This window comes from Bradyrhizobium valentinum (assembly GCF_001440405.1).
GTDB lineage: Bacteria > Pseudomonadota > Alphaproteobacteria > Rhizobiales > Xanthobacteraceae > Bradyrhizobium > Bradyrhizobium valentinum.
This window is the reverse complement of record NZ_LLXX01000141.1, coordinates 1-25,219: the sequence shown is the minus strand read 5'-3', so window position 1 is coordinate 25,219 and position 25,219 is coordinate 1. Positions and strand designations below refer to the sequence as shown.

Below are 25,219 nucleotides of genomic sequence, written 5' to 3'. Positions count from 1 at the left end.
GGATCGGTGATGCTCCTTGGATTCTTGGCGTTGATTGCACCCTGCGGCGGATCGTTCGGATTGCCGAAGGTGATATCACTCTTCACCGGCGCGGCATTCGCTGTGGTCATTGTCGCTGCCGTCATCGCCCCACCGACGGCAGTCGCCGCCAACATGTCACGCCTCGAAAATCGATTGTCATCCTTGTGCCAGAACGAAGCTTGAATTGTTGAGATAGTCGCCGGCTTTTCGTGCGCCATTATATAAAGGTTTAGATCGGCTCTTCCGCGCGTATCTCGAAACTGGCGTTGGCCAGCCAATACTGGCGGCGGCATTGGCACGGCTGTGATCTTCGATCATTCGGCGGGCGCAGGCGCTGTTTCGCCGGAAGCAATTTGTTTCCTCTTTTTCCCGAACAGCCGGGTTTGCAGCCGATCGAGATAAATATAGACAACCGGCGTCGTATAGAGCGTGAGAATCTGTGACAGCGCGAGGCCGCCGACGATGGCGTAACCGAGCGGTTGGCGGATCTCCGAGCCGACTCCGGTGCCTATCATCATCGGCACAGCGCCGAGCAGCGCCGCCATCGTGGTCATCAGAATGGGGCGGAAACGCTTGATGCAGGCCTGATAGATTGCCTCCTCAGTTGACAGGCCTTCGTTCTGTTCGGCCTGCAAGGCGAAATCCACCAGCATGATGCCGTTTTTCTTGACGATGCCGATCAGCAGAATGATCCCGACGATCGCAATCACGCTGAGGTCATAGTGAGCCGCCATCAACAACAGCAGCGCACCGACGCCGGCCGAGGGCAGGGTGGAGATAATGGTGATCGGGTGGATCACGCTTTCGTAGAGCACGCTGAGAATGATATAGATGACGAAGAGCGCGGCGAGGATGAGAATCGGCGTGCTCGACAACGATGCTCCAAATGCCTGCGCATTGCCCTGGAAACTGGTCTGCACCGAGAGCGGCGGATGCAGGTCCTTTTCAACCGCGTTAATGGCGCTGACGGCTTGTCCGATCGCGGTGCCCGGCGCGAGATTGAACGAGATCGTCACCGACGGGAATTGTCCGGTGTGGTTGACCACGAGCGGGGCGACCTTCACCACCGAGTCGATTAGCGTCGACAACGGCACCTGTTGCCCGCTTGACGATTTGACGTAAATGCTGTTGAGCGCCTCTGGGCCGTACTGGAATTTGGGATTCACCTCCAGAATGACGTGGTATTGCTGAAGCGTGGTATACATTGTCGAAACGATGCGCTGGCCAAATGCGTCGTCGAGCGTGTTGTCGATCGTGTACGGCAGGATGCCGTAGCTCGAGGCGACCTCGCGCTTGATCGTGATGTCGAGCAACGGCCCGGAACTGAGCTGATCGGTAGCCACGTCAGTGATGCCCGGAATTGCCTTGAACTTGTCGAGGAACAGAGCAGACCAGTGGCTGAGCTCGCCGGGGTCGGCATCGTTCAGCGTGTACTGGAACTGGGTCTTGTTGAGCCGTGCCCCGACCGTGATGTCCTGGGCGGCCTGCATATAGAGGGTGATGCCCTGGATCTTTGCCAGATTGGTCCGCAGCCTGGCCATCACCTTGTCGATTGGTTCACGCTGGTTGGCGGGCTTGAGCTGAATGAAGACACGGCCATCGTTGAGCGTGTAGCTACCCCCACCGGCGCCGACGGCCGAACCGACGGTGGCGACAGCCGGATCCTTCATGATGCCGTCGAGCAAAGCTTGCTGACGCTCCTTCATCGCCTGGAAGGAAATATCCTGCGCCGCCTCGGACTGGCCGATGATCAATCCGGTATCCTGCTGAGGAAAGAAGCCCTTGGGAATGATGACGTAGAGATAACCGGTCAGCGCGATCGTGCCGAACATCACCATCAGCGTGATGAAGCGGTGCCGCAGCACGAGCTTGAGGCCCGCCTCATAGGCGTAGAGCAGGCCGTCGAAACCGCGCTCGGACATCCGGTACAGCCATCCGTGTTGCTGGCTCTCCGGCTTGAGCAGGTAGGCGCACATCATCGGCGTAAGTGTGCGCGAGATGATCAGCGAGAGAACGAGCGCCACGCTCACGGTCACTGCGAATTCGCGGAACAGCAAGCCGACATAACCGCTCATCAGGAACAGCGGAATGAAGACGGCGATCAACGAAAACGTGATCGCCATGACGGTAAAGCCGATCTCGCCGGAGCCCTTGAGCGCCGCGTCATACGGCGACATGCCATCTTCGATGTGCCGCGTGATGTTCTCGATCTCGACGACGGCATCATCGACCACGAATCCGACAGCGATCGACAAAGCCATCAGCGAGAGATTGTCCAGGCTGTAGCCCATCTCGTAGAGGATCGCGAACGTGCCGACCAGCGACAGCGGCACGGTGACGGCAGGGATGATGGTTGCCCAGAGATTGCGCAGGAATATGAAAATGACCATGACGACGAGCGCAACTGTCAGCAGCAACGTGAACTGAACGTCGGCGACTGATGCGCGGATGGTCTGGGTGCGATCGGATATGACATTTATCTTGACGGCGGCCGGGATCGAGGCCTGAAGCACGGGCATCATCGCCTTGATTCGCCCCACGGTTTCGATGACGTTGGCGCCGGGTTGCCGCTGGATTGCCAAGATGATCGCCCGCTGACTGTTGTACCAGCCGGCGATCAACTCATTCTCACCCGCGCTGATGGCGCGGCCGATATCCCGGACGCGAACCGGCGACCCGTTGCGATAGGCGATGACGAGGTCGGCATACTGGTCGGGCTTGAACAACTGATCGTTGGTATTGAGCGTATAGGTCTGCCGCGGGCTGTTGAGCGTGCCCTTGGGAAGGTCGACATTCGCCTGCCCAAGCACCGTCCGGACGTCCTCGAGGTTGATGCCGCGGGCGGCCAGCGCTTCCGGATCAACCTGGATGCGGACCGTCGGCTGCTGCGTGCCTCCGATGCCGACGAGACCGACGCCGGATACCTGCGAGATCTTCTGCAGCAGGATATTTTGCGCGTAGGCGTCGACGACCGTCAGCGGCAGGCTGTCGGAGGTGATGCCAAGAACCAGGATCGGCGTCTCTGCCGGGTTGACCTTTCGGATCTGCGGCGGATAAGGCAAGCCGGCCGGCAAATAGGCGTTCGCGGCATTGATGGCTGAGAGCGTGTCGCTGACCGCGCCGTCGATCTGCCGATTCAGGTCGAACTGCAGGGTGATCTGGGTGTAACCGAGCGCGCTGGCGGATGTCATCTGGGTGAGACCCGGGATCTCCCCGAATTGTAGCTCGAGCGGGGAGGCCACCGTGGACGCCATAGTCTGCGGATCGGCGCCAGGGAGCTGTGCGGTCACGTTAAGCGTCGGATAATTGACGTTGGGCAGTGACGCGACCGACAACAGCGGATAAGCGACCAAGCCGCCCACCAACAAGGCGACCATCAGCATCGCGGTCGCGATCGGGCGATAGATAAACGGCGCGGAAATGTTCATGGGATCGGCGCCTGTAGCGCGTCCTGCGCGGCTTCTTCCTGCGCCGCCTTGCCGTGCAGCGCCACCACATGCACGCCGGGCTGCAGCTTGTATTGCCCGTCGGCCACGACCTGCTCGTTGGCCTCCAGGCCGGAATCGATCAGTGCCTGGCCGTCGCTGATTTGCGCGACCTTGAGTTGGCGGATTGCGACGGTGTTGTCCGGATTGACCACATAGGCGTAGGGACCGGTCGAACCTTGCTGCACAACGCCCGCGGGAACGGTCAGGCCGTTGTGCCGGGTGTCGACGAGCAGTCGCGCATTGATGAGCTGGCCTGGCCAGAGCTTGCCCGACTTGTTGGCAAAATTGGCCTTGAGCTGGATCGAGCCGGTGGTCTGCAGGATCTCGTTGTTGACGAGGCCGAGCACTCCCTGATCGAGGAGCGCCGTATCATCCTGGCTGTAGGCGAGGACCGCAAGCGGCTTCTTGGTCGCTTGCTGTTGCTGTTGGATTTGCGGCAGCGCCTTCTCCGGAAGCGTGAAGATCAGCGAAATCGGGTCTAGCTGCGTGACGACGACGAGGCCGTTCGCAGTTGACGGACTGATGATGTTGCCGACGTCGATCTGACGAATCCCGACCACGCCATCGATCGGCGAGGTCAGGCGCGTGTAGCTGAGTTCGACCTTCGCCGAATCGATCAGTGCCTGATCGGCCTTGACGGCCGCTACCAGTTGCCCCACTTGCGCCTTCTGGGTTTCGAGCAATTGCGGAGTGGCCCAGCCCTTCTGCCCCAATGTGGTGTAACGTGAGAGATTGGCCTGAGCGTTGATGAGCTGAGCCTGATCGCGCTCAAGATTGGCCGTGTATTGATCGATCAAGGCCTGGTAGGGTCGCGGATCGATCTGCGCCAGCAGGTCGCCCGCATGTACGGTCTGGCCTTCGGTGAAGTTGATGCTGACGATCTGCCCCTGGATCTGGGCCCGCACGACGTCGGTGTTATACGCGATCACCGTGCCGACGCCGGTTAGATAGATCGGCACGTCATGCTGGGCGACCGTCGCAGCGACAATTGGCACCGCGGGCGGAGCGGGTGCTGCAGCGACCTTCGCGAAGCGGTGGGCGTACATCAAGTACAAACCACCGGCCGCAAGCACCGCAGTAAGAACGGCGACAGACATGGCGACTTTCTTGTTCATGGTCGTTCTCGCTCAAGGATGAAGAATCTTATCTAGCAGCCAGTGGCCGATGTCCCTGGGGTCAGACACGGGAACAGGTTTGTTGCCGTGGATGAAGCAGCGGGCGGAGGGGCAACCGTGGGGATGGTCGGCAGCACTGCACTCGGTCCCACGGTGGGCGCTACGATTGGTGTCGGCACCGCTGGTGTGGCACTGACCCCAAGATTGCTAATCTCCGTCGAACCCAACGGAATTCCGGTTCTAGCGACACCGCCGGTCGCAGTGGGCGCCGTCGAGGTTGGAGTAGATGATGAAACCACGCTGCTTGAGCCCGAGCCGCACATTCCCGACATTCCCGCCGTTTCCATCGTTCCTGAAGTTGCCGAAACTCCCGACGTGCCCAGGATGCTTGACGAATTCGATATCCCCGACGAAGTTGACGCTCCCGACATTGTCGTGCTGCCCGTCATCGCTGCGCTGCCGGCCGTTGTTGCGGTGGCGGGTGATCCTGTTCCCATCCCCATTCCGCCGCCATCGAAGCTCGCGGTGGACCCGAACATTGACGATGGCGACGTCCCCACGGTCGAACATGCCGTACCGCTAGCTGTACTCGGAATCGTGATTGTGCCCGTTACGCCGGTGGGTGCGGGACTGAGTCCTGGAGAAGTGATCTCAGTGGAGCCGAGCGGGATTCCGGTCGGTCCGACTGACGTACCTGGGCTCACCCCAAGCGGCGACGTCGCACCAAGGGTCGGCGTCGTCACCATTGCACCAACTTGCGCGATGGCCCCGGTGGAAGCCAGGAGCGCCGGAAGCATCGCAAGACTCAACGAGAATCTTAACCGTATTCTCCGTGTGAATCCGCCGGCGCCGAGGCCGGAGCGCATCGACGACTCGGAGCGAGGTTTTGCGATTTCGATCACGACAGCCTCGCGGTCCATTCGAGCAATCGCGATTGGCGGAATCGACAGCGGCACAGTTGAAAGAAGAAGGGCAGCATGGAGTCGCTCCAAGGAATGATTGAATGATCGCAGGATCGTCGTTTTGGTCGGCTCTAAACGCTTCAATCGTAATTGGCCGGACAATCAAACCTGTTCAACTAAATTTGCATTTATTCTTTCTGATACGGAAGACGGCTCCTCGACCGTGAGCCGAATCTGCTCCCCACCCAATGAAAGGGGCCGGCCGACCCCGGCCATTTCGGTTCTCAGAAAGCTAAAAGTAATTTTACTTGAACCGTTGGCGCTTCCTGCCGATGTCCATGGACTATGTCTGATGAAGATAATCGGGTCGGGAAACACCTCAGCGAAACATTGCCGCGACTATGGAGAGCACAATGAGCGAAGACGATGTCGCGGGCGTGGGCGGCTACGACGGAGCTGCAGCCGGGTGGGGGATCGGAAGCGGACGGCGTGTTATGCCGAACCTGACAGCGGTCGCGTCCAATATCGCGCAGGGCTCAATCGCGGCCTATTATCCGGAGGCGAATTGCGCCGCCGAACGCATGAGTACAGCTGGATGTAACGCGGTTCACGTCACCTGCGTGAAATTGAGGCTTTCTAATCTGTGGTTCAATAATCCGAACTGTGAACGCTATCTGCGAAATCCGAGCTCGGTTCAGGTGCCTCAAACCTCCTGCATCGCCGCCGGCGGTAGTGCGGCGTGGGTCTTCGCCGCCTTTCGCACCTTCTCGAACGCCCGCGCCTCGATTTGCCTGACGCGTTCACGTGACAGGTTGAATTTGACGGCGAGGTCGTCCAGCGTCTGCGCTTCGTCCGCCAAATGGCGCGCCTCGAAGATACGACGCTCGCGGTCGTTCAGTACAGCGATTGCGGCGACCAACGCCTTGCGTCGGTGATCTTTCTCGTCCTGTTCGACGACGTTAGCTTCTGGCGAGGGGGACTGGTCAACAAGATTGTCCTGCCATTCGGTGGGTTCGCCCTGTTCATGAATTGGTGCATTGAGTGACGCATCACCGCAGAGTCGTCGATTCATGTCGACAACGTCCTGGCCTGTAACATTAAGGCTTTTCGCGATCGAGGTTACCTGATCGGGATGTAGGTCGCCCCTTTCGAATGCCGCGATCTTGCGTTTTGCCGTGCGCAGCTTGAAAAAGAGCCTCTTCTGGTTGGTGGTGGTTCCGATCTTCACAAGAGACCACGAGCGCAGAATGTAATCCTGTATTGAAGCCCTGATCCAACACATCGCATATGTAGCAAAGCGAAAACCTTTCTCGGGCTCAAAGCGGTTCAATGCCTGCATCAGGCCGACGTTGGCCTCGGAGATGATTTCCGAGATGGGCAGGCCATAGCCGCGGTAGCCCATGGCGATTTTGGCGGCGAGACGAAGATGACTTGTCACAAGCTGGTTAGCGGCATTGCGGTCACCGTTCTGGCGCCAACGTTTGGCGAGGTCGTATTCCTTGTCCCTTTCGAGTATCTCGAAGCGCCGGATCTTGTAGAGATAGTTCTTGCCGCTTCCATCTCTGGCGAATGCCGGTTCACGCTTGGCTGGAACTGTAGGGCCTGCGAATTGTCCCTCAACGCTCATGTCAATCGCTCCGTCGTGAAAAGCTGGATATCGTCTGCCGTTCGAAGTTCGAGCGGACCATCAAATGATATGCACAGCGCCTGGGGGAGCCATTAAATTGGCGTTTAGGGGCGCTAAATTCGAATTCACTCGGCAAACGCGTCGCCGAACGAGCTTGCACTTTTCCACACGCTTACAAAAAGTTTTGATGATGACGATTTGCTCGTCCCTTCGAACGCGCCTGACTGGCTTGCTGAAGACGAAGCGCGCCCTGCGTTTGCAATCGGGTAGTTTTGACTCTGATGCGAGGTCAGGCCCAAGCGGTCAATAACTACGACAGCCCAGGCGTTCCGCTGCAGAAGCACCGGTTCAGATCAATGGCGAAATTGGAGGGCTGAGCTTAAACTTCTGTCCGGTGCAGTTCTGCTCGTAACTCTGCTATGGCTCGCGAGAGCCATGCAGCGTCGCGGCACCGCGCGGCGGACGCCAATGCGAGTATCACGCCTGGCGCGCGCTATATTGGCAAAGGGTGATGGTGTTCGCGGCAATCGCATTAGCGAGGGCTTCGGTGGTGGCAGCTACGGTTACCGCGCCAGCAGTTTGCATGGACCCAGCGGATACAGGAACGGCGATGTGTGGGGTCACTGGGGTACCTACTATGGACCTGTGTTTCCTGTATAACGCTCACCGACGATTACGTGTTGCGGCGGCCCGCGCCCGTTTGACCCGGCGGATGCGTTGGCAAGCGACATATTCGCAAGCTGCTGCGGTACCGCTAAGCTTTAGCGTGGCGCGCCGAAATAGGCAGTTATTCTCCTAGTATAGGAAGTCGATCATTGGGGGAAAGGGGACATCAGACCGACGAGCCGCGATGTCTGCTAATGACCAAGGCGGACATGAACAGCACCGGCGGCCCCACGTGGCACCCGTGGAGCCTTTCGCCGACGCTTAAGTGTCGGCTGCGCACAAGCATTGCAATGGTCTTGCAGAAAGGCAGGAAAAGTCTCAAAATTCGCGTTCAGGGGTCTGCTTTGGATCCCGGCTCAGTGCGACCCGTTGGATCTCAGATTCGGCAGATTTGTTTCCGGCCGATTTGGAGGACGACATGGCGACATTCACGCGATCGAAAAGGCTACTGGCCTCCGCGGGAGCTGCGGCACTCGGCGGCTCTGCACTGGTGACGCTGCTTGCCGGGAGCATCGTTACCCTCGCGGGTGCGGGCGCTACCGCTGTGGACCCATCGCTGCCATTTGGCCCCGATTTTCCGGTCTGCCACACGCCGGCCGCGACCGGCTCGCGGAACATGATGCTTCGCCTGGTCCAGACAGAAGTGCCACGCGCCGAGATGAGCGTAGCCAGCTCCGCGACAGCATTCGCGGAAACCGAGCCGCCGCTGTGGGCCGGCCTCGGCTCCATCACCTACAAGATCACAACCGCGAACGGGCGCGCGCAGGCTTATTTCGATCAGGGCCTGCGTCTCGCCTATGCGTTCAATCACGGCGAGGCGCAGCGCGCGTTCCGCATGGCGCAGAAGCTCGACCCCGACTGCGCCATGTGCTTCTGGGGCGAAGCGCTGGTGCTCGGTCCCAACATCAATCTTCCGATGCCGGAGGACGCGGTCGCGCCCGCCTACGCTGCCGCGCAGAAGGCGAAGGCGCTTGCCGGCAAATCCAGCCCACGCGAGCAGGCGCTAATCGGTGCTGTCGCGGCACGCTACGGCAGCGATCCGAAGGCCGCCCGCACAACGTTTGATGCAGCCTACGCGGCAGAAATGGCGAAGGTGGCGAAGCAATTTCCCGATGACGACGAAATCGCTACGCTCTATGCCGAGGCGGTCATGGATCTCAGCCCCTGGGACTACTGGAAGCCGGGCGGCCGTGAAGCCAAGCCGCAGAGCGTTCCGATCGCGCCGACGCTGGAGCGCGTGCTGGCTCGCAATCCGAATCATCCCGGTGCCATTCACCTTTACATTCATGCCGTCGAGGCCTCGGACCGGCCCAAGCGCGCCGAGCCCTATGCCGACCGATTGCGCGGTGCGATCCCCGGTGCCGGCCATCTCGTGCACATGCCGAGCCACATCTACTATCGAGTAGGCCGCTATCTCGACGCCCTGGAAGACAACAAGACCGCGGTCATGGTCGATGAAAAATACCTGGCCGACTCCAACGCGCCGATGGGCGTCTATCGGCTCGGCTATTATCCGCACAACGTGCACTTCGTAATGGCGTCGGCACAGATGGCTGGCGACGGCCAGACCGTGATCGCCGCCGCCGAGAAGCTGCGCGATCTCATTCCCGACGAGATTTCCCGTGGTAGACAGCCAGTCAAGGCGGCGCCTTATTTCGCGCACGCGCAGTTCAGCACGCCCGAGACCATCCTGGCACTGCCCGATCCCGGCGACGCCATCCCTTATGTCAAGGCGATGTGGCTCTACATGCGCGGCGTAGCACTGGCGGCGCGCCGTGACTTCGCGAGCGCAGCGGCGGCCGCCAATGCGATCGAGACGCTGGAGCGCACTGCAGACTTCAGGTTGCTGAAGGATTCAAACGTCCCGGCACAGGAGCTGCTTCGCATCGCGCGCACTCTGATCCTGGCCCGCGTGGCCCAGGCCAAAGGCGACTATCGCACCGCCGTCGTGCGGTTCGAGCGGGCGGCTGTATTGCAGGATACGCTGCCCTACACCGAGCCACCATATTGGTACTACCCGATCCGGCAGTCCCTTGCTGCTGCCTTGCTGCAGGCTGGCCGCCACGCGGATGCGGAGCGACAGTTCCAGCGTGCGCTCAGCCGAGCACCATCCAACGGCTGGTCGTACTACGGCCTGGCGGAACTGCATAAGTCACGCGGCGACATCAACGCGGCCCGCAAGGCCGAGGCTGAACTTGCCAGAACATGGATCGGCGACCGCAGGCTTTTGCAGATTTCCAATCTCTGAAGCTCGCGCGTAAATCAGACGAATATCCATGATCGCAGTTGCGAACGCTTCTCGTCTGATTGCTGAAATGCTGTTCTTTGAACTCGGTATCCCGCCTCGAAGACTGTTGTAATCAGGCGACGAACTTTCCCATGCCAAGCTGCTTCCAATGCGATACTTGGAGGGGCGGGATCAGGAAGCCGAGAGCGTATCAAGTGCGTGCTGGCTGCCAATTGGCGCCCACATCGTCCGGTTCCTGGGCGTGGCAGTGCCGGCGCGGATCTGAAGGATCCGGTAGTTGACCAAGCACATGGCCAGGCCGCCGAACTGCGGTTCCCCAATCAGCGCCGTGGCTTCGTCCTTGTACCCTGGCATGAAGTCATGGAAGCACGATGATCCAAGCGCGCCGAACGTTTTCCGCTTGCGGGCCCATACGTTTGCCTTCCGCCAGTGACCTAGCCGGCGTCTTTTCGAACGGCGCCTGACCAATTACCTCAAGACCGTTACCAACGGAGGATACGGGTTCGATCATTTTCGTCATCGCGAGCGGTCTTGCCGTAGCACTGCGCTTCATACGCCAACGCAGTTTCCAGACACTGTTTGTAGCTCGTGAAGCTGCAATCTGTGCCGCCCAGGTTATATGACAAACAGTAGTGCCCGCGGGGAACGATAGGCCCGGCAGTTGCTGCGGATCCTGAAAAGGCAAGCGCAGACAGCGCAGTCGCGGAAATAAGTAAGATTGCCTGAGCGATTATCATCATGTCCTCCAACATTGGTGTCATCAAACAGATGAGAGCTGACGTTGGGAAATCGATTAAAAAAAGTTTTATGTTCACTGAGTGCTTCCTCATCTCTGAGCCGCAGATGGGAATCGATGGAGTCGGGTCAGGAATTTCCTCCCAGGACCCGACCCGACATGTTCGTGGCGTCAATCCTGACCGATGTCGGTCTGGAGTCGTTCTTAGCGCCGGTCGATCCGACGGTGTGATCTTTGGTATCGAGCAAAGCATGTGAGACGGTCTGCGCGACACGTGAATTCTGGCAAGTCAGGCGGCAGAATAAATTCGTATTTAATCGTCAAGCTCGCCTGAGCGTCTATCTCTTTCCTATCTCTCAGGCGTTGCACATGTCGCATACTGCCTTGTGCAACCCACGAGTTCATTCCGGTAAGTGCGAGATCTCCCCAAAACGGGAGCGCTCCGTGCTCGCTGGAACTGAAAGCCACAGCTGTAGGGACGTGCTTACGGCGGTCGTGCTGATCAATTGCGGGAGTAGCCGAGGAACCCTGGTAATGACCTTGTTCTATCAGTTCAGCGTTTTCGCAGCGTCGCGTGGCGAGGGCCTACATCCGAAGCTCCGGACCTTACTCGAGCGCGCGGCCACCTCGGAGGTCTCGATGCGCCGTGATGGCATGATCCAGGCTGGACCGTATCCGGATTCGGAAGTCGTCTCATCACGGGTCAACGTGACGCCGTTTTCGCGAGAGCTGGCCGGCCCCGCTATTGCTGCGCCTAAGCCGGAAATGCAAAAGCTATCGACGGCAAATGCGAAACGAGACCGTACTGTTTAGTCATGTGAGCTGTCTTCAAACCTGGCCACGGAAAATTCATGCGCCTTGGCTGATCCTGGACAACGACCGCCTCGCGCTGTGCGCGACACGAAGATGGTCGGATCCCTTCCAAGCTTCGTGCTCGAGGAGGACGGCACACGGCGCTTGCTCCCGTCATATCGAGCCGGGCAGGGGCTAGGCGCCGGCCGATTGAGCCCGGCCCGCTTCATCCGACCTGCTTAGTTCCCGGCGTAAAGGGCAAGAGAGAAATCGACGCGCCGAACTTCTGTCCACATTGATCATCGCGAGTAGACCGTGGAGACGATTGCTGTTGCCTTGTTTCTTCTGCAGGCCGTTGTGGTCAGCGGCGCGCTCGCACGCATGTCTCCGGTGGCTTTGCCGCTGCCGCTCTTGCAGATAGCGCTCGGCGCATTCATTGCCTCGGTCGCCAATTTCGGCGTCAAGCTTAGGCCAGACATTTTCTTCCTTCTGTTCCTGCCGCCTCTGCTCTTCCTGGATGGCTGGCGCATACCGAAGGAGGGGTTGTTCCGCGACAAAGCGACAATCCTGGAACTGGCACTCGGCCTCGTCGTGTTCACAGTCGTTGGCGTCGGGTATTTCATCAACTGGATGATCCCTGCGATGCCGCTGGCCGTCGCCTTCGCGCTTGCCGCGATCATCTCGCCCACCGATTCTACCGCAGTTTCCGCGATCGCTACCCGCGTGCCGATCCCCAAGCGATTGATGCACATTCTTGACGGCGAGTCGCTGCTCAACGATGCCTCGGGCCTCGTGTGCATGCGTTTCGCCATTGCCGTAGCACTAACGGAGACGTTCTCGCTCCTCGACGCGGTCGGCACGTTCCTTTGGCTTGTGATCGGCGGCATTGCCATAGGTGTAGGCGTCACCTGGATTGCGTCCGCCGCGAAAAACTGGGTATCGCGGCATTTCGGCGAGGAGACCGGCTCGCAGATTCTGATCAGCCTGTTGATCCCTTTTGGTGCCTACCTTTTGTCCGAGCGTTTGCATTGCTCCGGCATTCTTGCCGCCGTCGCGGCTGGCATCACCATGAGTTACGTCGAACAGAGCGGCCAGGCGCTTCCCATCACCCGGGTTCGGCGCAGCGCGGTTTGGGACCTTGTTCAGTTCACCGCCAGCGGCATCATCTTCGTCTTGCTTGGAGAGCAGCTTCCGCAGCTCGCCACCGGTGCAGCGCTGGTAGTGCGTGAGGCCGGACACCACGAACCGATCTGGCTCGTTGTGTATGTGGTTGCCATCAATCTTGCCCTTGCGGCGTTGAGATTCATATGGGTCTGGACGTCATTGCGCTTCATGTTGTTTCGGGCAGCGCTGAAGGGTCAAAATCCATATGTACCAAGCTGGCGTCTCATCGCGGCGACATCGCTCGCTGGCGTTCGAGGGACCATAACGCTCGCCGGCGTGCTGACGCTGCCTCTGACCATGAACGATGGGTCCGCTTTTCCGGCGCGCGACCTTGCAATCTTTCTCGCTGCTGGCGTGATCATTGTGTCGCTGGTCGCAGCAAGTTTCGGCCTGCCGTTTCTCCTCAAGGGGCTCGAATTGCCATCTGAGCCGTCGCAACAGGAAGAAGAGGACCTGGCACGCATCGCCGCGGCGGAAGCGGCGATTCGAGCGATTGAGCAGGCGCAGCATCACATGGGGGAAGGCCGCAGCGACGCCGATCTATATACGGATGCTGGAGTACGTATCATGGACCTTTATCGCCAGCGGATCAATGGTCGCTCAACGACCGGCAAAGAAGCATCCCTGGTGCGAAAGATCGATGAGATCGAGCGGAGGCTGCGTCTGACCGGGCTTCGTGCCGAACGGACCGAAATCTACCGTATTGCCCGTGCTCGCCGGCTCTCCGACGAGACCGCCCGCAAGTTGGTCAGAGAGCTTGATCTGCTGGAGTCGCGTTTCGCAACGCGGTGACGCGCGCAATTTGCATCGCTATGGCCTCCTGCGGTTCCAACACCTAACGATCTTGTGGGCGGCGATTAATTCGTTCGGGCGCATCCGCTGGAATTGGTGCGAGGCCGACGGCACAAGCACGGCAGTAATAGTGTGAAGGCGGTCCATTGATGTCGACGGCACGGCAATTTTCGGAAGGGCCGCGCGAAGGGTCTGTTTGTTGGGCACAGCGGACACTGTTCAGAGCTGGATAGGCTTTCGCTAGTGGCCGACACGGACGTTACCCCTTTTCGCGCGATGCGACTGCTGAACGTGGTTGCACCGCTGCCGGCACGCGTAAACAAGATTTTAATGGTGACGGTGTGGGCGTCTCTTATCTGAAAAATGTTCGCACAGCAAAGGAGACAACCATGAAGTTGACGGCAATCGCTTCACGATCTGCGTTCGCGATCGATCACGACGAATGGATCAGCTGTTCTCACTGGGGTATGTTTCCGGTGCCGCGAGAGACCTCGAACTCGCGTGGCGAGGCATGAGCCAAGGTGGTTTCCCGAGGAAAAGCGCGCTGAGTTTGGGTTCAGCACTTCGAATCTGACCTGGAGCGGACGTTCGGCTTGATAAGCCTTCTAGTACGAGCTAGCCGGTTTTCGGTCGCTGCTCGAACGCCAAGTGAAGGAGGTCCGATTTTCACGGCCAGACAGGCTGGAGCATGTTTTGGGAATCGCCTGAATGAATCAGATCACTAGCATGTCCCGCCCCACGTTTCTGCCTGACAACTTCACCCTATCGCTGATCGGAACGCTCGTCGTAGCGAGCCTGCTGCCGTGCCGCGGCGCGGCGGCGGCGACCGTAGATGATCTCACCAACGTCGCCATCGCGCTGCTGTTTTTTCTGCATGGAGCGAAGCTGTCGCGCGAAGCCGTGATCGCGGCGGCAAGCCACTGGCGGCTACACGTCATGGTGCTATTGATTACATTCGTCGTGTTTCCGCTGTTCGGCCTGGCGTTCAAACCGCTCCTGTCTCCGCTCGTGACGCCCACGCTCTACGCCGGTATCCTATTTCTCTGCACCCTGCCGTCCACCGTTCAATCCTCAATCGCCTTCACGGCCATGGCGAGGGGCAACGTCCCGGCCGCGGTCTGCAGCGCCTCGGCCTCGAGTATCATCGGCATCTTCGTCACGCCGCTGGTGGTGAGGCTCGTGCTCTCGAGCCATATCGGACTGGGTTCCGCCTGGCGAGCCGTCGGCGAAATCGTGCTGCAGCTGTTCGTGCCCTTCGTCTGCGGGCAGCTTCTGCGGCCGTTGATTGGCGGATGGATCCAGCGCAACGAGAGCATCATCAGCGGGGTTGACCAAGGCTCGATCCTGCTCATCGTCTATTCAGCCCTTAGCGAGGCAGTAGGCGAAGGCCTGTGGCGCCAGGTTCCACCTTCGGCGCTGGCCGGGCTGCTAGTCGACGACGGCGTCCTTCTGGCGGCCGCGCTGATCACCACCGCGCTGGTCAGCAAGTGGCTGGGCTTCGAGCGTGCCGACCGGGTAACCATCGTCTTCTGCGGCTCGAAGAAGAGCTTGTCTCAGGGCATCACGATTGCCAAGGTGATCTTCGCTTCGCACGCCGTGGGCGCGGTCATCCTTCCCCTGATGATCTTCCATCAGATCCAGCTGATGGTGTGCGCGGCGCTGGCCCAGCGGTGGGGCCGTCGCGCGGAGCCCGTTCCATCGCTGGCTTCAGCGGATGCGAAATCCCTCCTGCCGCATTGACGAAGCTCCCGCCTCTTGCTGCGGGTTCGCCGCGGCTTCATTTCAGACGGGTAGTGCATGTCCCTTACTAGCACTTTCCGGACTAATTGCGCATGAGGCCGCCTCCTGGCTGTGCGGGCAGCCGGCACAGCATGCCTTGACGCAGGGACCGAGTGCCTCTTCGATGATGGTGTTGATGGTGCGCGCGCAGCGACCGCAATCGGCGCTGCAACCGAGGCAGCTATAGAGCTGCTTGGCATTTCGCGGCAAGAACCCGCTGCCGCCCACGGCATTGCGGACGTCGTGGTCGCTGAGGACGTTACAGGAACAAACGATCATTTGAGAGGCGGGTCCGGTCTGTGATGCTTCCCGAACGTCGCTTGCATCATTGAGAAGCTTCGCCCCAGCCGATCGAAATCTGCGAGAGGCGGCGTTACGATCGCACGGGCGGCAGCGAGACAAAAGGAACTGCACGAAAGTGGCACATTCACGAAGGATGCGGAATCGCGTCCGTCGGCAATCGGTTGCGAAAGGCGAGAACGTCCGAAATTGTCAGCTCAGCTGAACGCGAAAGCCAGCAAGCTCGAGCCCAGCAGCACAAGGCTGGCCGCTGTCAGCGTGAGGAATCCATCGGAAACCAAATCGTGAATGTGCATGATAAACCTGCCGTGTGAGATGCTCGTTCGAATTTACCAAAGCCTTCCAAACAGGCTTCTGAGATGCTGACGGAAATCGACGCCGTTCGCACGATTCAAAACGTTTCGCTTCGCGGACCTCGGTGGCTGGCTCGGCGCAGCGCCTTCTGCGTGAAACATGCTCGATTTGGGTGGGTTCTTCCATCACACTTGCGTTCTGCGGCATAACATCTTCTGATCGTCTGCGATAAACCTTGGTTTGACCGTCACGACGGAACGGCAGCAAAGTCGGGGAGGGCGTACGAAGTGTTCAGGACGCCAGCATGGAGCCGCGCTAAGGCCGTCACGATTGGCGGCCTAGTAGTTAATTCGATCAAGCCCGCCTCATTGCCCCAAGTGTAAGGGCTATATGATGCTAGCCTGGATCGAACATAACCCTGGAGTCACTTGGTGCGGATCTTCGACTGTCCGCAATGGGAGTAAGAAGGGAGCCGCCAGCGCTCACAACGGCGGACCTTGCCTGCCTATGGCAAACCACTCCGGGAATCTAACAGAGAATTTAATTGGACCGACGGATTGCGAACCTACATCAGGATCGTGCCGCTCTCCCTCAGACAGGCACTGCTAGTGCGGCCCCAGCGGCTCCCCCCGGTCGCTGGGGTCGGACGACCAGTCGTCCGCGCACAGCCGATCGGGGACGCTATCGACCTATAGAGAAATCTAAATGAGGAGAGTGGGGAAGCCTGTAGCTACGCCTTACGCCGTCCTGATCGGCACAGGCCTATTGATCACTTTGTGTGGTTCCGCCAACGCCGCGCCGGTGCATCACTCCAAACCGCGATATGGCCAGGATTTGTCCTTTCACTACGCTGTGCCACCGCCGCCGTTCCACTACGACGACACCCGAGCTACAACGATCCGCCCAAGTTGGCGGCGGCACGGCGTTATAAGAACGAGACCACCCGCTCATGCTCTCATTGTCTTCCGCTTTCGGCGGCATGGCGGACTTGCTACTGGCTCGACCCGGTCGCGAATACAGACCCAAGCAGTCTCGCAAGTCTGCTTCTGTCGATCGGCCCGACCGAGCCGCCTACGCCAACATGGGGCGCCATAAGCGACAACTTCAAATCGTTCATCCGAACCAAGCGCGGCCAATCGGGCTTGAGAACACGTTTGGAGCTTCAGGCGTCTTTACCTGCCGATCCACCAGCGCTCTCCGAATGTCAGCAACCGGTCGCGTTCTGCAAACTGTTGAAAAATTCTCTTCGGATCGTGAGTATAGTTTGGCCGCCGATGGCACGTTCACGCGCAACGGCGCGTGATGAGCGCGGGCCGGAATTTGTGATCGTTTCCTCCGCCGACCTCGCGCAGCGGTGAACGACCATAAACAAATATTTCATTTAAATCGCCGGTCGCTCCACTCATTTTCAAAGCAGGTGCCAAAATGGTTTGGCTTCTGTATCCAATGGAGAAACTGAAATGACGAGATTTAAAGTTCTGTCGGCTGGGCTGATCGCCGTAGCCATGCTGACCACGCCCGCGATGGCTCGAGAGTATCGGCACGTCGTCAAGAGGGCAGATGTCAGCGCCCCGCGTGATTGCGTCCGCGCTCCGGACGTCGGCGCATTTGCATCGGACCCCTATACCAAACCGCCGTGCGAACCCGCGTCGTTTAATTGATCAATCGGCGCCGCACCGGGTTGACCGGCCAAGCAACGAGCCTGGACCGATGACGGTGTCCCTAGCACTGTAATGCGGGAAGCCTGCGAATGGTTCGGGCTGGGAGCGATTTGCCACCAGCCCGAATTCTTTGAACGGCCCCCATGCTGCTGGGCATTCAAATTTCCTGCGGGCGCGTGAGTCCGGTTGTGGCCCATCGCGTCATTTAGGTGCGCTGCGGAATTCGGTCGCTATCGACCTCAGGCCAACGGGCTCAATGATCGAGGTATTCGACCAGCCAGCGGACGTGCCGTCAGTCCCCAGCGATACACAAGCGACAGCATATGCAGGAGCAACCAATGGTGGCGGTCCGCGAACCCGTTCTTAAGCCGGTAGGTATCACCGATTTGCGCCCAACCCAGATTACCGTAGGCATGCGCGAGGTCGAGGGAAAGCGGAAAGGCTGGCGCGAGAAGAAGGACAAGAAAGCTGCGGAGTTTCTCGGCAAACACATGATTCCAGTTATTCTGGGACCCAGTGATCGCCTCTATATTATTGATCATCATCATTTGACGCGCGCACTTCACGAGGAGGGCGTCAAAGATGTGTTGGTTGCGGTTGTCGCCAACCTTAGCATGGTCGACCCGGGTACTTTTTGGAGGGTCCTCGACAATCGCAGGTGGATGCATCCGTTTGACGACAAGGGTCGTCGTCGCGACTACAAGGATATTCCGAAATCGGTGCGCGACCTCGTGGATGATCCTTTCCGCTCTCTGGCCGGCGAATTGAGGCGCGCGGGGGGATTCGCAAAGGATACGACACCGTTCAGCGAGTTTCTGTGGGCGGACTTTCTGCGACGGCGTATCAAACGCAGGCTCATTGAGCGTGATTTCGATCGCGCACTCATAACGGCAATGAAATTTGCCAAGAGTCAGGAAGCCATTTATCTTCCTGGATGGGGCGGGCCAGCATCCCTGGATTGAGCGGAGGTACACAATTCATTCGTTCCGGGCTCCGGAGTGGGGGGCCGGAATTCGAACGGTCCAGACCTGATCAAGTCTACTGGCCTTCCTAGCGTACGCCGACACGAAAGTGTGGGGCGAGCTCGATCGAGCAATTGAAGTGAGATTCCGCTTCGCGGCAGCGCTGCGTAGAATGGCTGCCTCGGGAAGCCATTCTCTGGCGACAAGCTCGCGATCGCTGGATGGAATCGATATCGGCTTCCGAACTCACGCCTTCTGAGAAGCTCGTTGGCCTGATTATCGCCTTAGCTCATCAAGCGAGACCCGGCCCGCGGGCGCTTCAATTGGGCTTGGGCTAATCAGGAGCTCCTCGGGCGCACAACCGGATTGTCGCGGCCGTCTGCTCGGCCATGAAACGTCTTGAAGAATTCGAGGTGCTTGTCATCGATCACGGAGGGGGACGTTGGCCAGATTCGTCGCTCTCCTACACTTTAAGGATGGACAAACTCGACAGGCTGCCCCGACCTGCTGCGGCCGAACATGAGCAAAATTTTCACACCTGCCGTGAAGGACAACCGCCACCGGGTTTTGCAAACGACGACACTTAACTGCACTGGTGATCGTCTCGATTGCGCACCGCTTCATTGACCTTCGCCGTGTGGGCGTAAGCGTCAACCGCGTGAGCCACAAAGATACCAGCGCTAAGCAGGGCTAGACATGCCGCGACTGCTTCAATCATTTTGACGTTCCTTAAGGTCAGTGGCAACGCCCCAGGCCATAAGCATCAACATCCCCGGCAGATCGAATTTATCATTTTGTCGACCTTCGCGTCTTCGGGGTCGATAGCGGGCTTGTTGTCAAGCATGGGGTGGCCCACGCCATCTGACGAAAGCGCCGTGCCCGACGAGTTGGTGCCGGGCGCCGCAGCGGTGGTGACGAACGCGCCGCCCATCGTGGACATACCCATCATGCCCATATGAGACGATCCCATGCCATGCGCTCCTCCCATGCCGCCGCGCGCAAACGCCGCGGTGGTTGAAAGCCCAACGCAAAGGGCGATGCAAAGAACGGAAAGCGTTTTCATGCCGAGACTCCTCGTTAGCGCCGGCCGGCGGGCGGCTCTGAAAGGATTTCAATTGCGCCGACCCTCGACACCGCCGCGGACGTGATCATCCTCGCGTCGTCGCCCTGCGAATCGTTGCCTGGGCGCAAGTTTTTGAGGATACCAGCGGTACCCACGACTGCGACGATTACAGTCAAAATCACGGGTAGTAAGTCACCGCGTCGTCGAGTGTGGACGTTCATGTTCTGCGCAATTCGTTGCTCGATGTTCCTGAAGATGGATGTAAGTTAGCAATTCGCCGACACCATTAAATTGAATTTTAATCCGTGCGTTTTGACGGGCACACGAGCCCGGCATCAAACGTATTTGACTAATCGTAAAGTCGCTTCAACTTGGGGAGTTGGCCGCGCGTGTCCACATAGCAGCGTGATATCCACGATAGCTGAGCAAATACGATGCGAGCCGTTCTGGCCTTGGGTCTATTGACCACTTTGTGCGCTTCTGCCAACGCCGCGCCGGTGCATCGCTTCCAGCCGCGCGACGGTCACTTACACCCGGTCCAACGTGTTACCGCTCCCACGCCGCGATTCGCGGTTCCCGGATGGACCGACGAAGAGACCCGGCAGTGGCTGTACAATGGCAGCGCCGCCTCTGGCTTAGGCTAATAGCCGCCAATCGCCGCCTAACACAGGCCGATCAGTATTTAGTAAGCCCAAGGTGCTTGACTACTCGGTCCGATACCAGAGCGTCCGGCGAAAACTTGCGATAGCGCAGATGTCATCGCGCGGCTTCCGGCGCTCCGGCGACGGACGCCTTTACGTCGAGCCGATGGGACAGAAAGCTGAGCGCGAAGGCGACTGCGGCCAGAGCCACGCCGATCCACGGCAACTCGCGATAGGCCAGACCGTCGGTCAGGGCGAGACCGCCGACCCAGGCACCCGCCGCGTTGCCCAGGTTGAATGCACCCTGATTGAGGGTAGAGGCTAGATTGGGCGCTTGCGCTGCCTCGTTGACGACGCGCATCTGCAGTGGGGAGATGAGGGCGAACGCCAGCAGACCCCAGCAGAAGACCGTCGCGGCCGCCGGCACCAGCGATGCGGTCGTAAGCGTGAACAGGCCCAAGACCGGAATCAGCAACGCCAGGATGCCGATCACTGACGGCATCAGCTTCCAGTCGCCGAGCCACCCTCCAATGAAATTACCCGCCGTGAGTCCAATGCCGAACAGCAGCAGCATGAACGTGACCTCGTGCGGCGAGATCACTGTCACGTTCTCCAGGATCGGCGTGATGTAAGTGAGGACACTGAAGAGGCTTGCAGACACCGCCACGCTGATCAGCATCGCTAAAATCACCTGCGTGCTGCCAAGCGACCTTGCTTCGTGGATGAACTGCATGCGGGGAGCGGGTATGTCGCGCGGCAGCCAGGCGTAAAGGGCAAATGCCGCGGCGAAGCCGATGACAACCACGGCCCAAAATGTATTCCGCCAGCCGACGGCTTCGCCGAGTGCGGTGCCGAACGGAACGCCCAGCACATTGGCGAGGGTGAGACCGGCGAACATCATTGCGATTGCTTGGGCCTTTTTCTGCTCCGGCACCAGGGTGGCGGCGACGACAGCGCCGAGTCCAAAGAATGCGCCGTGACAAAGTGCCGTTGCGATTCGCGCCGCCATCAACAGGGCATAATTCGGAGCCAGCGCGCAAAGTAGATTGCCGAGAATGAAGATGCCGATCAGCAGAAGCAACGCCCTCCGCCGGTCCATTCTTGCCGTTGCAACGGCAAGGAAAGGAGACCCGAATGCCACGCTCAGCGCGTATCCGGTCACAAGGAGACCGGCGTGCGGGATCGTGACGCCAAGATCGCCGGCGACATCGGGCAACAGTCCCATGATCACGAATTCGGTTGTGCCGATCCCAAATGAAGCCAACGCGAGGGCGAGCAAAGGAAGTCGGCTCGTGGAGGCCGGAGTCTCAGTTGCGAGAGGCATGAGCGTTTACCGTTTCAACGGGGCAACTGCAGGTGCCGAGAGCTTGCATTTCAGCAAGACGACGGCTCGATGGACCGATGAAGCGTCACGTCTCAAGGCTTTCTGCTTCCAAAAGCATTACCGTCAGAGCTGAAGATAGACGGATGGCCTGCCGGCACCATTAAATTGCCGTTCAGAAAACTCAGTTTGATTTTTGCGAGCAGGTTGGGCGTTGGTACGCGGCGGTCAGCTCAAGCTGATCGGGGTGGCGGCTGAAGCGGATTTCTGCCGGCTTCGACGTGGCGGTTTAAGGCATTCGATACGCCGTCGTCTCACTCGAAAGTCTTCCGCTTCCGGCGGCCATGCGCGGTCGGTGGTGAGGTCCGGATGCTGGGGCTCGTTGCTTACGCGACCACGTGCGTCGCGATGCTCATCGATGGCGATAAGACATTGCTTGGCAAGGCGCGCGCGCATCGTGAGCGGCAAGCATCGAGAAAAGTCGGGTCCGGAGACCTGTTAGGGGCAGACCGAATTTCCTCAAACGCTTCAGACCATTCTTCTGAGGGCTTTCTGCCGATGGCCAAATTTCGTGTCGCACTTCCGCCCGCGGTCAAACATGCGACGGTCATGGCGAGGTCAAGCGATCTGTGCACTTTCAAGAGTGCGAGATCCCACGGCCCGCGCCTATACCAACCCCCTTCGCGAAGGATCGAAAATGTATATGTGAAATCATGGCCGCTCTTTCGCTCAGGTGGTCTGGCAGGCAAGGGAAATTACATGAAGCGGGTTGCACTCTACATCCCTGTCAGCACGTCCAAGCAGACACCGACAATCAAAGCCGCGAATTGATCGCGGTTGCGGAACGGTCGGGCTGGGAGATTTAGAAAGTCTACGAGGACGCTGGCATCAGCGGTGCCAAGGGCAGGGACAAACGTCCCGGAGGGACGATGAAGGCGGTGAATGCCAAGGAGTTCGATATGGTCGCCGCATGGTCGGTGGATCGGCTCGGTCGATCGCTGACCGACCTGCTCGGCATCCTGCAAGAGCTTCAGGAAAAAGGGTCGACCTGTTCCTTCATCAGCAAGGTATCGATACGTCAACCACCGCCGGCAAGGCGATGTTTCAGATGTTCGGTGTATTGCTGAGTTCGAGCGGGAGATTATTCGCATCGGCACGAGCGTAGTGCAGCGTGTTTTCAAGCAGGAGCCGCGGCCATCTTGACAGGATAAGCGGCATCTCGGCGCGCTGAACGAACGGATAGGCGAGGGCGGCCCTTGTCCGCTTTTGAAGATAGCAGTAAACGAAGACATCGGGCTAGGTCCGAAAAGTTCACAACAGGCGACATGAACCTACCTATAGATGAGAGAGCCGCCAACTAAGGCGGCCTCTAGATCTCCATCATGATCCGGTTTTGACTGTTGTCCCGGACCACCCCGCTTGGCGCAAGGGCTTAGCCCATGGTGGTGGGCGGGTGACAATGGCCTGCCATTCGCAGGGATCGAGGCACCACCGGGGGAAGCCGCCTCCGTCCCACTCGACCTGGGCTTCAGAGATTTCCGCCAACTATCCGGGGACCCCTCAGTGCACCCCACACACCTTCGCATGCCCCGAAGCTACCTACGTGCAATTGAGCCGCTGGATCGCGATCGACCCAGATACAGCATGCGGTAGCTAACCCCCTGTCCTCCCAGCCGACGCGCTATCGCTGCCCCTTAGGGCGTTTCCTCCCTAGACTTGGCCGCTTGTGGCAACGCAGGCGGCCTTCTTTTTGTCTGCAAGTTTCACCGCCGTGTTCACGCGGCTTGAATTCGTCACGACGTCCTGTCGCGCCGCAATCAGCTTTGTTGTGTGCGAATACCGGTCCGCAGGCGATTGACTCTGTGACGCGCGTTTCCAGCCGAGTTGAATTTATTGAAGCGGAATTTAATGGGACAGGCGCGCGGTCTTCCTACATCCAATACCAAGATCCGCATCGGATGCTGCAAGCAGCTAGCTCGCAGTCCAGACAGCACGCTCGCCTCACGAAGCGTGATCAATTCGTCTTGTCCACGCGGGTCTGCAATCGATCCATACAGGAGAACGAAAATGATTTCATTCAAAGCTCTTGCAGCCGCCGTGCTGCTGGCCGCGACCGCAGCGACGCCGGCCTTCGCGCAAGCTCCTGTGGGTGCGCTGGTGCCAGGCGGTGTGAGCAGCAGCGATCACGCCCTGTATATCAAGAATCTACACGACTCCGGGTATAATCCGAAGAACGACTTCAATCCGAACGGGACCATAAGGGCCGCCATCCAGGAGCCGGGCGCGTTCGCATTCTATTATCCCAATCTGGACGTTCTGAATGGAGGCGCGCCAACGCCCGCTGCCAAGGCTTCTCCCGACTGGCCTGCGTTGAAGGGCGCGTGCGCGTCGGCCGGCGGCGGCGTCTCTTACTGCGGCGACCGCTACGACTCATATGCTTTTGCGCCCGACGCATTCCCGCGTCATCATGCTCGCCGCCATCACCGGTCGTAACTCGGCCGCGGTACAGCGCCGTGCCCGGCCCCAGGGCCGCGTGGCGCGTTGTGGCGCGAGGCGGACCTCATCAGGAAGCGATGGCGATCTCTCTTTCCGATCTCGACTGCCCCCTCCAGATGATGGGGTCATAATCCGACATCTCGCAAATGAATCGAATGTCGCTAATGGTTAAAAGCGCGTTTGGGAAATGGGCCGATCACTTCCGGTTTACCCCGAGGCGAACTGGGACGCCGTCATTTGAGGTGGGGACTGCCCTGATCGGGGCGCTGCGCTTTGTTCGGGCACTTTCATGAAAAATCTGCTGCTCTCCTGGGTATTTTGGGCGCTGCTTTCCGCAGGATTTGCTGCCCTAACAGCCATATTCGCAAAGATCGGTATTGAGAACGTCAATTCGGACTTCGCGACGTTTATTCGCACCGTGGTCATCTTGCTGTTGGCCGGACTGATCGTCTACGCCTCCGGGAATTGGCAACAGCCGTCCGGCGTGTCAGCAAGAACGTGGTTGTTCCTTATCCTATCGGGTGCCGCGACCGGCGCTTCCTGGATTTGCTACTTCCGCGCCTTGAAGCTCGGAGATGCCGCGCGCGTTGCTCCCGTGGACAAGCTCAGCGTCGTTTTCGTGTCAGTTTTTGCAGTGCTCTTCTTGGGCGAACGGCTTGCACTGCCAAATTGGATCGGCGTGATTCTGGTCGCTTGCGGTGTCGTACTCGTTGCCTACCGAGCTTAGGGGAGCCGGCATCGTATTGGCTACAATGGGTATTGAAAGGGCTGAGACCAGCTTCGCTACTGCAACGTGGGATGCTGTTGGATGTCTCCGGCAATCGTTGCGACCGCGACGAAGGCAGCATGTCTTCTATTCTAGGCCCTCCTGTGCGTGCATGGCGTGCGGCCACGCGGCCGCCGCTGCATGTAATCCAGCGGGCGGCCATCGTATCAGGTTCAACTGAGCGCACTATAGGGGCTGGCTTCGAGTTGCTTGTTGCAAAGTCCTGATGTCCGTTGTGGCTCATTCGCGACCGGGTTGAGCCAGCGGCACCGAAGGCAATAATCAAAACGGCAAAAGCAAATCGCGGGCCCATTATGCGGTCACTGGCGGGATGTACGCCAGCGTCACGAACCCCGGCTTGATGCGGGGGGTCGTTTCAGGATGA

Annotated in this window: 17 protein-coding genes; 9 read left to right on the top strand and 8 right to left on the bottom strand. The window is 59.3% G+C overall.

Annotation, left to right across the window (positions count from 1 at the left end):
* Positions 1-335: 335 nt before the first annotated feature.
* Positions 336-3,449, bottom strand: coding sequence for an efflux RND transporter permease subunit (locus CP49_RS24155; protein WP_057852677.1), 3,114 nt, complete (start codon positions 3,447-3,449; stop codon positions 336-338).
* Positions 3,446-4,624 (bottom strand): efflux RND transporter periplasmic adaptor subunit, encoded by a 1,179-nt coding sequence (locus tag CP49_RS24150; RefSeq protein ID WP_057852676.1) that lies wholly within the window; start codon positions 4,622-4,624, stop codon positions 3,446-3,448. Before CP49_RS24150 ends, CP49_RS24155 begins: the two co-directional genes overlap by 4 nt.
* 87 nt (positions 4,625-4,711) lie before the next feature.
* Between CP49_RS24150 and CP49_RS24145 the strand changes: the two genes are divergently transcribed.
* Positions 4,712-5,623 carry a hypothetical protein gene (locus CP49_RS24145; RefSeq protein WP_156438611.1) on the top strand — a complete coding sequence of 304 codons (912 nt, stop codon included), beginning with the start codon at positions 4,712-4,714 and terminating at the stop codon, positions 5,621-5,623.
* A 606-nt stretch (positions 5,624-6,229) separates the two neighbouring features.
* On the opposite strand, the gene rpoH is transcribed toward CP49_RS24145, so the two are convergent.
* On the bottom strand, positions 6,230-7,153 hold the full coding sequence (gene rpoH / locus CP49_RS24140) for an RNA polymerase sigma factor RpoH (protein WP_082646195.1): 924 nt from the start codon (positions 7,151-7,153) through the stop codon (positions 6,230-6,232).
* A 1,084-nt stretch (positions 7,154-8,237) separates the two neighbouring features.
* Between rpoH and CP49_RS24135 the strand changes: the two genes are divergently transcribed.
* On the top strand, positions 8,238-10,067 hold the full coding sequence (locus tag CP49_RS24135) for a tetratricopeptide repeat protein (protein WP_057852746.1): 1,830 nt from the start codon (positions 8,238-8,240) through the stop codon (positions 10,065-10,067).
* Positions 10,068-10,549: 482 nt separating this feature from the next.
* On the opposite strand, the gene CP49_RS49355 is transcribed toward CP49_RS24135, so the two are convergent.
* Positions 10,550-10,804, bottom strand: coding sequence for a DUF3551 domain-containing protein (locus CP49_RS49355; RefSeq protein ID WP_420807641.1), 255 nt, complete (start codon positions 10,802-10,804; stop codon positions 10,550-10,552).
* A 533-nt stretch (positions 10,805-11,337) separates the two neighbouring features.
* On the opposite strand from CP49_RS49355, the gene CP49_RS24120 reads away from it, so the two are divergent.
* The 3 genes from CP49_RS24120 (at position 11,338) to CP49_RS24110 (ending at position 15,291) form a co-directional block, all read left to right on the top strand.
* The gene (locus CP49_RS24120; RefSeq protein WP_057852672.1) at positions 11,338-11,616 is read left to right on the top strand and encodes a hypothetical protein; all 279 of its coding nucleotides are present in this window, start codon (positions 11,338-11,340) and stop codon (positions 11,614-11,616) included.
* 294 nt (positions 11,617-11,910) lie between these two features.
* A complete protein-coding gene (locus CP49_RS24115; protein WP_057852671.1) occupies positions 11,911-13,551 on the top strand; it encodes a Na+/H+ antiporter in 1,641 nt (546 codons plus the stop codon).
* A gap of 708 nt (positions 13,552-14,259) precedes the next feature.
* Positions 14,260-15,291 (top strand): bile acid:sodium symporter family protein, encoded by a 1,032-nt coding sequence (locus CP49_RS24110; RefSeq protein WP_245310836.1) that lies wholly within the window; start codon positions 14,260-14,262, stop codon positions 15,289-15,291.
* A 42-nt stretch (positions 15,292-15,333) separates the two neighbouring features.
* Here the strand turns inward: CP49_RS24110 and CP49_RS43210 are convergent, their stop codons facing one another.
* Complete coding sequence (locus CP49_RS43210) at positions 15,334-15,609, bottom strand: (2Fe-2S)-binding protein (RefSeq protein ID WP_082646194.1); 276 nt, start codon at positions 15,607-15,609, stop codon at positions 15,334-15,336.
* A gap of 2,314 nt (positions 15,610-17,923) precedes the next feature.
* On the opposite strand from CP49_RS43210, the gene CP49_RS24105 reads away from it, so the two are divergent.
* Complete coding sequence (locus CP49_RS24105; protein ID WP_057852744.1) at positions 17,924-18,547, top strand: ParB-like protein; 624 nt, start codon at positions 17,924-17,926, stop codon at positions 18,545-18,547.
* A gap of 763 nt (positions 18,548-19,310) precedes the next feature.
* On the opposite strand, the gene CP49_RS24100 is transcribed toward CP49_RS24105, so the two are convergent.
* The 3 genes from CP49_RS24100 to CP49_RS49350 all read right to left on the bottom strand — a co-directional run bounded on the left by CP49_RS24100 (position 19,311) and on the right by CP49_RS49350 (position 22,028).
* Positions 19,311-19,610, bottom strand: coding sequence for a hypothetical protein (locus CP49_RS24100; protein ID WP_057852670.1), 300 nt, complete (start codon positions 19,608-19,610; stop codon positions 19,311-19,313).
* 756 nt (positions 19,611-20,366) lie between these two features.
* Positions 20,367-21,575, bottom strand: coding sequence for an MFS transporter (locus tag CP49_RS24095; RefSeq protein WP_057852669.1), 1,209 nt, complete (start codon positions 21,573-21,575; stop codon positions 20,367-20,369).
* Positions 21,576-21,800: 225 nt separating this feature from the next.
* Positions 21,801-22,028, bottom strand: a complete 228-nt coding sequence (locus CP49_RS49350; protein WP_420807639.1) for a hypothetical protein — start codon at positions 22,026-22,028, stop codon at positions 21,801-21,803.
* Positions 22,029-22,501: 473 nt separating this feature from the next.
* On the opposite strand from CP49_RS49350, the gene CP49_RS47730 reads away from it, so the two are divergent.
* The 3 genes from CP49_RS47730 (at position 22,502) to CP49_RS24080 (ending at position 24,795) form a co-directional block, all read left to right on the top strand.
* A complete protein-coding gene (locus CP49_RS47730; RefSeq protein ID WP_057852668.1) occupies positions 22,502-22,699 on the top strand; it encodes a recombinase family protein in 198 nt (65 codons plus the stop codon).
* Positions 22,700-23,639: 940 nt separating this feature from the next.
* Positions 23,640-24,065 carry a hypothetical protein gene (locus CP49_RS24085; protein ID WP_057852667.1) on the top strand — a complete coding sequence of 142 codons (426 nt, stop codon included), beginning with the start codon at positions 23,640-23,642 and terminating at the stop codon, positions 24,063-24,065.
* Between the two features lie 292 nt (positions 24,066-24,357).
* On the top strand, positions 24,358-24,795 hold the full coding sequence (locus tag CP49_RS24080; RefSeq protein ID WP_057852666.1) for an EamA family transporter: 438 nt from the start codon (positions 24,358-24,360) through the stop codon (positions 24,793-24,795).
* Positions 24,796-25,219 lie beyond the last annotated feature (424 nt).

Excerpts from the sequence above, each read along its gene's own strand:
- CP49_RS24155 (WP_057852677.1), bottom strand. The coding sequence starts at position 3,449 with ATGAACATTTCCGCGCCGTTTATCTATCGCCCGATCGCGACCGCGATG.
- CP49_RS24150 (WP_057852676.1), bottom strand. The coding sequence starts at position 4,624 with ATGAACAAGAAAGTCGCCATGTCTGTCGCCGTTCTTACTGCGGTGCTT.
- rpoH (WP_082646195.1), bottom strand. The coding sequence starts at position 7,153 with ATGAGCGTTGAGGGACAATTCGCAGGCCCTACAGTTCCAGCCAAGCGT.
- CP49_RS24135 (WP_057852746.1), top strand. The coding sequence starts at position 8,238 with ATGGCGACATTCACGCGATCGAAAAGGCTACTGGCCTCCGCGGGAGCT.
- CP49_RS49355 (WP_420807641.1), bottom strand. The coding sequence starts at position 10,804 with ATGATAATCGCTCAGGCAATCTTACTTATTTCCGCGACTGCGCTGTCT.
- CP49_RS24120 (WP_057852672.1), top strand. The coding sequence starts at position 11,338 with ATGACCTTGTTCTATCAGTTCAGCGTTTTCGCAGCGTCGCGTGGCGAG.
- CP49_RS24110 (WP_245310836.1), top strand. The coding sequence starts at position 14,260 with ATGAATCAGATCACTAGCATGTCCCGCCCCACGTTTCTGCCTGACAAC.
- CP49_RS43210 (WP_082646194.1), bottom strand. The coding sequence starts at position 15,609 with ATGATCGTTTGTTCCTGTAACGTCCTCAGCGACCACGACGTCCGCAAT.
- CP49_RS24105 (WP_057852744.1), top strand. The coding sequence starts at position 17,924 with ATGGTGGCGGTCCGCGAACCCGTTCTTAAGCCGGTAGGTATCACCGAT.
- CP49_RS24100 (WP_057852670.1), bottom strand. The coding sequence starts at position 19,610 with ATGAAAACGCTTTCCGTTCTTTGCATCGCCCTTTGCGTTGGGCTTTCA.
- CP49_RS24095 (WP_057852669.1), bottom strand. The coding sequence starts at position 21,575 with ATGCCTCTCGCAACTGAGACTCCGGCCTCCACGAGCCGACTTCCTTTG.
- CP49_RS49350 (WP_420807639.1), bottom strand. The coding sequence starts at position 22,028 with ATGCGCGCGCGCCTTGCCAAGCAATGTCTTATCGCCATCGATGAGCAT.
- CP49_RS47730 (WP_057852668.1), top strand. The coding sequence starts at position 22,502 with ATGAAGGCGGTGAATGCCAAGGAGTTCGATATGGTCGCCGCATGGTCG.
- CP49_RS24085 (WP_057852667.1), top strand. The coding sequence starts at position 23,640 with ATGATTTCATTCAAAGCTCTTGCAGCCGCCGTGCTGCTGGCCGCGACC.
- CP49_RS24080 (WP_057852666.1), top strand. The coding sequence starts at position 24,358 with ATGAAAAATCTGCTGCTCTCCTGGGTATTTTGGGCGCTGCTTTCCGCA.